This is a genomic window from Kurthia sp. Dielmo, from assembly GCF_000307285.2.
Classification (GTDB): Bacteria; Bacillota; Bacilli; order Bacillales_A; family Planococcaceae; genus Kurthia; species Kurthia populi.
This window is the reverse complement of the sequence record NZ_HE578957.1, coordinates 369,937-378,691: the sequence shown is the minus strand read 5'-3', so window position 1 is coordinate 378,691 and position 8,755 is coordinate 369,937. Positions and strand designations below refer to the sequence as shown.

Genomic DNA, 8,755 nt, shown 5'->3' with positions numbered 1-8,755 from the left:
TTTTTATTTACTTCGTCAATGCCTTTAAAATAGCGGCGTAGCTCATATCTTTTTGAAGTGTAAACGAGCCGTTTTGCAATCGAGTAGCCTGACCTTGATCGATAATATATTGTTCAAATTCACGCGCATCGGAAATGATGCCATCCTTTTGTAACGTATTCGTTATTTCAGTTGTCCCCATACCCATTTCAATATGTAATGTATAAGTTGCTGTTGCTTTTTTTGCTGGCTGTTTTTGCTGCTGCTTTTTAAGTTTTTTTCAAGTGCCGTAAGTTCTTTTTTTAGTGCGGCATTTTCTTTTTCAAGCGTTTTGACAGTGGTAGCAGTTGTTGACGTGTCTTTCACGCTCTGTTGCGTGTCAGGACTTTCTTTCGATGTGAGCTGCACCATACCAAGTGCTGCGCCAGCAACGAAAAGGCCAATGCCAAAGGAGCGAAGTGAAGCACTCATAATAGTTTTCCTCCCGTAGCAATAATTTTTTCGATTTGCTGTGGTGTAAGAGAAGAGCGTTCGACAATTTGTGAAATCGTATACCCTTGTTTATGCAATGCAAGTACTTGGCTAACTAAAATTTGGTGAATGCCTGATGTAGCGGGTTTTGATGAAGGGGCTTTAAAGGTAGGTTGTTCAAGTAATAATTCTTCTTCAATTACTTTTAAGCGCCGTTTGATTTGGGAGGTTTCTTTGTATAATGTGACAGAGATGTCCTCGGTGTCTTCGTCCATAGTTTTTGAGCGACTCATAAACAATGACACGATGATTACGAGGATACCTGCGCCCATTAAGATAATCGATAAATCCAAACTTCATCACTCCAATATGTAGTATCTAGCGCAAATTAACTAAAAAAAGCTAATTATGCTAATTGACTACATTGTAACATAAAAAAACGAAATACTTGTAGATTTTTTTAACCAATATGATATAATGGGCTAGTCGTATAAATCATGCTCACTAAAAAAATATAACGAGTGGGAGGGATAACACAATGCGCGTTAATCTTACATTAGCTTGCACAGAATGTGGTGAACGTAACTACATTACTAAGAAAAACAAACGTAACAATCCGGAACGTTTAGAACTAAAAAAATATTGCTCTCGTGATAACAAAATGACACTTCACCGTGAAACTAAGTAATCACGCTTCTTGCCAGCCTCCTTTGAGACTGGCTTTTTCTATTTTAAGGGGGATTATAATGGAGAAGAAAGATTTGCGCAAACAAACACAACAGTTTTTAAAACAACTTGATGCTGCTACATATGAGGGATGGTCACAACAAATTCAACAGCGTTTTTTAGAAAGCGAGGCAGTGCAGCGAGCAGCAATTATTGGCTTAACGGTATCAGCATTTCCAGAAGTTGAGACACGCACGCTTATTCAAACGTTATGGTCAATGGGGAAAAAGGTCGCTGTGCCACGCTGTAAGCCAGAAACGCATGAAATGGACTTTTATATTTTTAACAATTTTGAGGAGTTAGAAACGGTCTATATGGCGCTTTTAGAGCCTGTTCCAGCGCGTACGCAATATGTCACACCGCAGGACATCGATTTACTTGTTGTACCAGGGGTTGTTTTTGATAAAGTAGGCTACCGCATTGGTTATGGAGGCGGTTATTACGACCGCTATTTGCCACAGTACAAAGGAGAAACGGTGGCATTTTGCTTTGCGGCTCAGATGGTTGCAAAAGTACCAAAAGATACGTATGATTATCCTATAGATAGTATTTTGACAGAGCTTGAATGGATTCATTGTAAGCAAGTACGAAAGGAAGAAACACATGGCTAAACGCGTCATCGACATTGATCAAATTGAAAATATGCAAGACATCCGACAATATTTAAAACGATTTGGCACATTTGTCTATACGAAAAACCGTATTGGCGACCTGCGTATGATGGAAGCAGATATTAAGGAATTATACGAAGCGGGCATTTTAGATGTTCGAGAATATCAAAAGGCACGCCATATTTTACGGGCAGAGGAACTGCGCTTAGAAAAAGAAGGTTACCGACAATAAACTGTTTGAATCGATGAGTCGCGACGATGTTTATAATAAACATGTGGGCGATTTGTTGATTGAACAGTTTTTTTATATGGCATAAAGTGGCAGTTGTGTTAGTCTGCCGTTATAATGAGCAAGAGGTGAGAGAAATGTATAATATTCGACGCTATGTTGTAGGATTAGTACAGGAGAACTGTTACTTTATTTCAAATGCAAATAAGGAAACATTAATTATTGATCCAGGTGATCAAGGGGAGCAATTAATAAAAGAATTGCGCAAAGCAAATTTAAAGCCAGTCGCTATTTTATTAACACATGCCCATTTTGATCATATTGGCGCTGTAGATGATATACGCACAGCATTTACGATTCCAGTGTATGTGCATAAAAACGAAGCAAAATGGTTAGGGAGCCCTTCGTTAAATGGCTCAGGGAAATATCGTGAAATTCCGGATGTTACGGCGCATGATGCGGATGAATTCTTTTCAAAAGAGGGGAATATGACGATTGGTTCCTTCACATTTGATGTACGCCATACACCAGGCCATTCTCCAGGAAGTGTATCGTTTGTCTTTGAGGACCAGGGCTTTGCAATTGTAGGAGATACATTATTCAAAGGAAGTATTGGTCGTACGGATTTACTTGATGGTAATATGAAGGTTTTGGTGCAATCCATTGATGAAAAATTATTATCACTTGATGAGGATATGATAATTTATCCAGGGCATGGTGAAGCAACGACTGTATTTGAAGAAATGGAAAGTAATCCATTTTTAAATGGTTTTTAATAGTTAGTGAAGGAGGGCAAATGCTCTCCTTTTTTGTTTGCAAAAAACGGCATAAAAAAAGAGGCGATGGATGCCTCTTCAACTTGGAAGATATGTGCAAATATCTTCATCTAGGGGATGTTTTCTCACCATATAAAATGGGAGGGATAAAGTTAAGCTACGAGAATTATTATAAGATGACGTTAACACTATGTCAATAGTGTTAATTGAAAAACCTCAAAAAATAATAGATTTTAATGCGCGTTATAAATAAAAAAGCCCCGCTGAAATTTTTCAACGAGGCTAATACCTTAAATACCGACATGATACGAGCAGAATTTGCAGTCATGAACCATACTTTCTACTTGTGTAAATTCTGTGACATCAAATAAAGCTTCAAATTGGCCTTTTAAAAAGGCTTCATGTAAGTCGCAAATAAAATTACTATGTTTGGCGATGCCATTATGGAAAGGACAGTTATAAACGGTGAATTTCATTGTTTTTCCGTCGGCCGTATCACGAATAATTGGAATATAGCCAACAAGAGAAGCAGTTTCTGTAATTAAATCAACTTTTTGTTCAAGCTTTAAATTGGCCATAGAGAGACGGCGATTTTGAAGTGTTTCCTGAATCGATTCCATCCCTTTACGGTAGCAGATTTTTTTCCCTACTTCGATTGCATCAGGGCCACATGCACTTAGAATATCAAGCAGCCAGTCCATTAATTGACGGTCATCGCGATATGGGAAGGATAATGCTACACCTTCGTCTGTTGCTTTATAAAGACGGCCAGGACGACCACCTTTCCCTGTTTTTTCAAATTCCGCATTTAAAACACCAATATCTGTTAGTTTTCTTAAATGTAACCGCGCAACATTGGGATGTATATGGAAAACATCGGCAATTTCTTGAACAGAGAACGCTTCTTTTTGTTTAATAATATGCTGGTAAATTGAGTATCTCGTTTCATCTGCGAGTGTGCTAGTAATTTTTAAAGGATCGATCATTTGAATGCACCTCCATCATTGTTACTTTCATTATAGAACAAACGACCTAAATAAGCATAGTAATTTCTAAAACGTCTCAAAAATCCTAGGGTTTTTAAAAAATGGCATGAAAATCCTCCTTGTTTTTAAAATAGTATGTACTAAAAAAGTCTGTTTTTTAAAGATCGAACAAGCACTTTTTAAAAAAAACGGAAGCTCGTATACTCATTATAATAATAATTGAGGAGGTTGAGCATCATCGAACAGCAAATTGAACAACAAGCCAAGCAGTTATTGCAGCAAGCCATGTTATTTCAGGCGAGTGATGTTCTCTTTTTGCCGAATAGAGAACGATATGACGTTTATTTTCGGAAATTTCATCAACTTTTCCATATGAATGAGATGACGATTCCACTAGCGACGCGCTTTATTTCATTCTTTAAGTTTGAAGCTGCGTTAGATATTGGCGATCAACGAAAGCCACAAAGTGGGGCCTTTCAAATGGATTTAGAGCAGGAGCGCTTCGCATGTCGCGTTTCTACATTACCTTCTGCTTTTTCACATGAAAGTTTAATTTTACGTATGATGTATCATCACGAGGCAAAATTACTTGATGAGCTAGGCGTGTTCGAGCAAAGTATTGCCACATTATATGAATTACCTAAAAGAAGACAAGGGTTGGTATTTATGACCGGTCCGACAGGCTCTGGAAAATCAACGACGCTGTATTCTCTCGTACAGCAATGTGCCGTAGCAGAGCAAAAACAGGTGATTTCACTAGAGGATCCTGTAGAGCATCCACAAGCCCATTTACTACAAGTGCAAGTGAATGAACGTGCTGGCGTTACATATGAGGTCGGCTTAAAAGCAATTTTACGACATTCTCCTGATGTGATGATGATTGGTGAAATTCGAGATAAAGTAACAGCTAAAATAGCGATAGAGGCGGCTCTGACAGGGCATCTCGTTTTTAGTACGATACATGCAAAAGATTCAGTAGGCTGTATTTATCGTTTACTCGATTTAGGTATTTCAAAAGAGGATTTACGTCAAACCTTGTTAGCGATTATTGCGCAGCGGCTTGTGCCAATAAAAGATGAGAAACAGCAAAATGTTCGTGCTTTATTTGAAATTTTAGATGAACAAAAAATTCACGAAGTGTTAGCGGATACGGGGCATTCATTTCAGCTGCCGTATGACGAAACATTACAAGGACAATATGAAAGGGGTATACGAGATGGTCGAATTCTCTGCACCACTAATTTACAGTGAGTGGCGTACTAGACAACGCAGTAAAAAACGCCTGAAGCAACCAAATGCCTTTTTAGGGAAACTCGCTAAATTACTATCAGAAGGCTATACCTTTTATGATTCACTGCATATGCTAGCGCCCCATCATATGACAAATGAAGAAATATCTTTGGCACATATAAAGAATTTATTAAAAGAAGGGCATCCGATGACGACGGTCTTTTTTTACTTTGGTGTATCCTCGCGCTATTTATTAACACTGCAATTAGCAGAACAGCGTGGTGAATTTCATCATGCATTAGAGCATGTTGCAGCACAGATGGACCGCCAAACAAAAAATAACCAGATGATGCTTAAATTATTAACCTATCCATTCACCCTTTTTTTTCTTCTCGTTTTTCTTCTCATTGGCTTTCGCCAGTTTTTTTACCACAAATGTCGACCATGTTTTCTACGACGACTAGTCATAAAACATGGATTGAATTGACCGTATCAAGGCTTTTATTACATTTACCAGATGTTTTTATTGCGCTATTTAGCATAGTGGCTGTAGCGATTGCAGGAGCGGTCATAATCGGCTCAAGACGTGATGTAGCAGTACAACTTTCGTTTATTTATCGCATTTATCCACTAAGGCTATTTTTTCAATTAATGTTTACAAAGCAACTAGCAGAAGAAATTGGCACATTACTGACGAGTGGCTTGTCGCTACAAGATGCGTTGACCATTTTAAAGCAACAAACCTATCAGCCATATATTCGTTATTTGGCTACGCATTTGTATACGTTTATTTTACGAGGACAATTATTGTCAGAAGCAGTAAAAGAAGTACCGTATTTTCAGCGCGATTTTGCTAGTTGTATTATGCACGGAGAGAGAGGCGGGAATTTAGGTCGTGAACTTATTATGTACGGGGAATTGATTGCAACAAAACAACAGCAGCTCGTTAATCGGTTGCTTGGCATTGTACAGCCGTTGTTTTTTTGCCTAATTGCAGTTTGTATTTTAGGTGCCTATTTAGCCATTTTATTACCGATGTATCAAATGATTGATTTTGTATAAGGAGGAATAAAGACATTGAAAAATGAAAAAGGTTTTACATTAATTGAAATGTTGATTGTGTTGTTTATTATTACAGTGCTTATTTTGATTGCGATTCCAAATGTCACAAAGCATTTCGCTACAGTAGATGAAAAAGGGTGTAATGCATATCTTAAAATGGCACAAGGACAGGTGGAGGCTTATCGGATTGATGAAGGTGTGTATCCAGCGTCAATTGGCGAGTTAGAAACGAAGGGTTACTTGACAAAGGGCTCGGATGAACGAAGTTGTAAGGGAAAACAAATCACCTTTATTGATGGGGTGGTAGGTGTTGCGAAGTAGCAAAGGTTTTACATTCATTGAAATGCTTCTCGTACTAACCATTATTTTAATGATTTTACTTGTGACGACACAATTTGGCTATCGCCAATGGACGATTCACGAATCTGATTTATATATGGAACAAATCTTGAAAGATATTCAATATGTACAAAGCCTTGCGGAACGGACAAATGTAAAAAGTTCGATTTTATTTATGACAAAAGACAAAAAATAATCAACTTTATTATGAAGTTTATAACGGTAATATTGTTATGAAAGAAATGGCGTTACCAAAACAAATGAAATTAATCTCAAGTGGCATGAATAAACTTACTTTTAATAATAGCGGAGCCGCGAGTGAATCAAAACAAATTCACTTTCAAGCTGATCAGAAAAAATACAGAATCATCTTATATATCGGGGAGGGGGTACCAAAATTAGAACGATACTAAAGCAGGAGCGAGGAACTTCAGTTATTGAAGCGTTATTTAGCTTAGCCGTTTGTTTACTTGTTTTTGGGACGCTGTTTCCCCTTTTTATTACGATGATGCAACAGGTCCATACAGTTGAACGTAATTATCATGCACATCGAATTGCTTACAATGCATTACTTGAGCAGAAAAAACAGCCGACGTTGATGAGTAATAAAGTCACCTATAATGGAGAAAGCTACTTTTGGCATGGCAATGAAAAAAGGATGTGCGTAGAATATGAGGTGTTTCAGCAGCAAAAAGATATTTGCTTCGAAATTTCTAGGTGACAGAGGCTATACGTTATTAGATGCGCTATTGCAGTTGTCCATTTTAATGTTGTGCTTAAATATGATACTCGTATTTTCACCTTTCATTGCAAAATTACAATCATATATTATTCCCGAAAATATGTTATGGGAACGATTTGTGACCATTCTGTCAAAAAATATAGAAGAGAGCACGACGGTTCAAGTTGACAGTGATGCACAGAATATCGTTTATTTCCATCAAAATAAAGGGGAGGAAAATCGTATTATATTCCGTGACCATATTGTGTATTCAACATTTGAAAAAGCGGGAGGTCATGTTGTGCTGTTGACGAATGTAAAGACGATAAATTTTAAAGTAGAAGAGGATAAATTGTATGTACAAATTCAATTTTTGCGTGCCGAACAGAATAGAGAGGCAATCATCATTTTACCGAATACTAGCTAATGAGCAGGGGTCGTTATTTCTAATTAGTTTTTTCTTTTTGATGATGACAACGCTCTATGTCACCATAATGGTTTTATCGTATACAACGTATTTAAATACGATTGAAAACTATCGTTATTTGGAACAGCAGCGCATTGAAAAACGGATGTTTATTATGCGGCAAAGGGATGAAGAGGTTGTAACAGTTACAGATTTGCAAAATAAACCGTAAAAAATTCCCTTCTTTTTCATGATATATTAGAGAATATCGTTGGAATCCGGAGATGTTCATGCTACTATAAATAAAAATAGTGTTGAGTAGCAACAGTGTTGTTTGTCGTCATTAAGAAGGTGAAAATGTGCGTAAAATTTATTTGGTCGGTTTTATGGGCTCTGGAAAAAGTGCCATTGGCAGAAGACTTAGTTATTTTTTAAAGTTACCTTACTACGACATGGATACAGAAATTGTTCGTAGAGAAAAGATGACTATACCGGAAATCTTTGAACAAAAGGGAGAAGAAGCTTTTCGAAAAATTGAAACAGAATTTTTAATGGATTTTCGTGATGAATTTTGTATCATTGCCACAGGTGGTGGCGTTGCGATGAACCCAAAAAACCGTAAAATCATGCGAGAAACAGGCTTAGTATTATTTTTAGATGCTACTTTCCCAGACATTTGGAAACGTATCCACAAGGATAAAAATCGTCCAATTGTTCAACGATCAACGAAACAAGAATTAGAAGATTTGTACCACGAGCGCAGAAAATATTATAAGCAGTGCACGCACATCTCAGTACGAACGGAAAATCGTTCGTTGAGACAAATTGTTGAGTATTGTGGCTTCCAAGTAAATCGTTTAAAAGGCGAATGATTAAGTTTAAAATATTTAAATTGTTCGTATTTAAAATATTTAACGAATTATATTGCAAGAATGAATTGTGAATGTTAGGATATAGACAAGAAATCCTGTAATACTACATGATCATAATGGAAGCGGATGAAGATATGGGGAGAGAACACTTGACTGTGTCGCCGAAGGAGCAAATGGGAAACTATGAATCTCTCAGGCAAAAAGACTCGTATTGGACGCAACTCTGGAGAGCGCTACTTCGGGTAGCCACCCACGATGACAGCCAGTTTTCTGGTTAAACTTTCAGGTGCATGGACAGAGAAATCCTTTAATTATAAGGGATTTCTCTGTTTTTTTTGAAAACAAGG

The 8,755-nt window shown here is 37.3% G+C and carries 16 protein-coding genes and 2 riboswitches; of the genes, 12 read left to right on the top strand and 4 right to left on the bottom strand.

The features are described 5' to 3' along the window. Positions 1 to 7: 7 nt before the first annotated feature. The 3 genes from KTHG_RS06785 to KTHG_RS06775 are packed head-to-tail and all read right to left on the bottom strand — an operon-like array spanning position 8 to position 803. Positions 8 to 181: an endolytic transglycosylase MltG gene (locus KTHG_RS06785; RefSeq protein ID WP_186439518.1), complete on the bottom strand. Its 174-nt coding sequence runs from the start codon at positions 179 to 181 to the stop codon at positions 8 to 10. After that, positions 163 to 450 carry a hypothetical protein gene (locus KTHG_RS06780; RefSeq protein WP_139992363.1) on the bottom strand — a complete coding sequence of 96 codons (288 nt, stop codon included), beginning with the start codon at positions 448 to 450 and terminating at the stop codon, positions 163 to 165. The genes KTHG_RS06785 and KTHG_RS06780 overlap by 19 nt, the downstream gene beginning before the upstream one ends. Further along, entirely contained in the window at positions 447 to 803 is a 357-nt protein-coding gene (locus tag KTHG_RS06775) for a helix-turn-helix domain-containing protein (RefSeq protein ID WP_139992361.1), read from the bottom strand. Before KTHG_RS06775 ends, KTHG_RS06780 begins: the two co-directional genes overlap by 4 nt. A 185-nt stretch (positions 804 to 988) precedes the next feature. On the opposite strand from KTHG_RS06775, the gene rpmG reads away from it, so the two are divergent. The 4 genes from rpmG to KTHG_RS06755 all read left to right on the top strand — a co-directional run bounded on the left by rpmG (position 989) and on the right by KTHG_RS06755 (position 2,792). Then, positions 989 to 1,138, top strand: coding sequence for a 50S ribosomal protein L33 (gene rpmG, locus KTHG_RS06770; protein WP_126990281.1), 150 nt, complete (start codon positions 989 to 991; stop codon positions 1,136 to 1,138). A 58-nt stretch (positions 1,139 to 1,196) separates the two neighbouring features. Further along, complete coding sequence (locus KTHG_RS06765) at positions 1,197 to 1,787, top strand: 5-formyltetrahydrofolate cyclo-ligase (protein WP_139992359.1); 591 nt, start codon at positions 1,197 to 1,199, stop codon at positions 1,785 to 1,787. Continuing rightward, entirely contained in the window at positions 1,780 to 2,019 is a 240-nt protein-coding gene (locus KTHG_RS06760; RefSeq protein ID WP_126990279.1) for a YqgQ family protein, read from the top strand. The genes KTHG_RS06765 and KTHG_RS06760 overlap by 8 nt, the downstream gene beginning before the upstream one ends. A 134-nt stretch (positions 2,020 to 2,153) precedes the next feature. Next, the gene (locus KTHG_RS06755) at positions 2,154 to 2,792 is read left to right on the top strand and encodes an MBL fold metallo-hydrolase (RefSeq protein WP_126990278.1); all 639 of its coding nucleotides are present in this window, start codon (positions 2,154 to 2,156) and stop codon (positions 2,790 to 2,792) included. 290 nt (positions 2,793 to 3,082) lie between these two features. Here the strand turns inward: KTHG_RS06755 and KTHG_RS06750 are convergent, their stop codons facing one another. Then, on the bottom strand, positions 3,083 to 3,778 hold the full coding sequence (locus KTHG_RS06750) for a helix-turn-helix transcriptional regulator (RefSeq protein ID WP_139992357.1): 696 nt from the start codon (positions 3,776 to 3,778) through the stop codon (positions 3,083 to 3,085). Positions 3,779 to 4,006: 228 nt separating this feature from the next. Between KTHG_RS06750 and comGA the strand changes: the two genes are divergently transcribed. The 8 genes from comGA (at position 4,007) to KTHG_RS06720 (ending at position 8,408) form a co-directional block, all read left to right on the top strand. Next, the gene (gene comGA, locus KTHG_RS06745) at positions 4,007 to 5,029 is read left to right on the top strand and encodes a competence type IV pilus ATPase ComGA (protein WP_370362750.1); all 1,023 of its coding nucleotides are present in this window, start codon (positions 4,007 to 4,009) and stop codon (positions 5,027 to 5,029) included. Continuing rightward, positions 4,995 to 5,495 carry a type II secretion system F family protein gene (locus tag KTHG_RS21790; RefSeq protein ID WP_255512400.1) on the top strand — a complete coding sequence of 167 codons (501 nt, stop codon included), beginning with the start codon at positions 4,995 to 4,997 and terminating at the stop codon, positions 5,493 to 5,495. Before comGA ends, KTHG_RS21790 begins: the two co-directional genes overlap by 35 nt. Further along, entirely contained in the window at positions 5,492 to 6,070 is a 579-nt protein-coding gene (locus KTHG_RS21785) for a type II secretion system F family protein (RefSeq protein WP_255512399.1), read from the top strand. The genes KTHG_RS21790 and KTHG_RS21785 overlap by 4 nt, the downstream gene beginning before the upstream one ends. A gap of 15 nt (positions 6,071 to 6,085) precedes the next feature. After that, positions 6,086 to 6,391 carry a competence type IV pilus major pilin ComGC gene (comGC, locus tag KTHG_RS06735; RefSeq protein ID WP_126990275.1) on the top strand — a complete coding sequence of 102 codons (306 nt, stop codon included), beginning with the start codon at positions 6,086 to 6,088 and terminating at the stop codon, positions 6,389 to 6,391. Further along, positions 6,381 to 6,605, top strand: coding sequence for a pilus assembly FimT family protein (locus KTHG_RS06730; protein ID WP_186439517.1), 225 nt, complete (start codon positions 6,381 to 6,383; stop codon positions 6,603 to 6,605). The genes comGC and KTHG_RS06730 overlap by 11 nt, the downstream gene beginning before the upstream one ends. Before the next feature lie 664 nt (positions 6,606 to 7,269). After that, positions 7,270 to 7,557: a competence type IV pilus minor pilin ComGF gene (locus tag KTHG_RS21120; protein ID WP_186439516.1), complete on the top strand. Its 288-nt coding sequence runs from the start codon at positions 7,270 to 7,272 to the stop codon at positions 7,555 to 7,557. Between the two features lie 37 nt (positions 7,558 to 7,594). Beyond that, complete coding sequence (locus KTHG_RS21115; RefSeq protein ID WP_186439515.1) at positions 7,595 to 7,768, top strand: hypothetical protein; 174 nt, start codon at positions 7,595 to 7,597, stop codon at positions 7,766 to 7,768. Between the two features lie 127 nt (positions 7,769 to 7,895). Continuing rightward, positions 7,896 to 8,408, top strand: a complete 513-nt coding sequence (locus tag KTHG_RS06720) for a shikimate kinase (RefSeq protein ID WP_126990272.1) — start codon at positions 7,896 to 7,898, stop codon at positions 8,406 to 8,408. A gap of 126 nt (positions 8,409 to 8,534) precedes the next feature. Then, a riboswitch (glycine riboswitch) is annotated at positions 8,535 to 8,626 on the top strand. Between the two features lie 3 nt (positions 8,627 to 8,629). Next, a riboswitch (glycine riboswitch) is annotated at positions 8,630 to 8,708 on the top strand. The last annotated feature ends 47 nt before the right edge of the window (positions 8,709 to 8,755 follow it).

Excerpts from the sequence above, each read along its gene's own strand:
- KTHG_RS21790 (WP_255512400.1), top strand. The coding sequence starts at position 4,995 with ATGGTCGAATTCTCTGCACCACTAATTTACAGTGAGTGGCGTACTAGA.
- KTHG_RS06760 (WP_126990279.1), top strand. The coding sequence starts at position 1,780 with ATGGCTAAACGCGTCATCGACATTGATCAAATTGAAAATATGCAAGAC.
- KTHG_RS06765 (WP_139992359.1), top strand. The coding sequence starts at position 1,197 with ATGGAGAAGAAAGATTTGCGCAAACAAACACAACAGTTTTTAAAACAA.
- KTHG_RS06785 (WP_186439518.1), bottom strand. The coding sequence starts at position 181 with ATGGGGACAACTGAAATAACGAATACGTTACAAAAGGATGGCATCATT.
- KTHG_RS06780 (WP_139992363.1), bottom strand. The coding sequence starts at position 450 with ATGAGTGCTTCACTTCGCTCCTTTGGCATTGGCCTTTTCGTTGCTGGC.
- KTHG_RS06750 (WP_139992357.1), bottom strand. The coding sequence starts at position 3,778 with ATGATCGATCCTTTAAAAATTACTAGCACACTCGCAGATGAAACGAGA.
- rpmG (WP_126990281.1), top strand. The coding sequence starts at position 989 with ATGCGCGTTAATCTTACATTAGCTTGCACAGAATGTGGTGAACGTAAC.
- KTHG_RS06755 (WP_126990278.1), top strand. The coding sequence starts at position 2,154 with ATGTATAATATTCGACGCTATGTTGTAGGATTAGTACAGGAGAACTGT.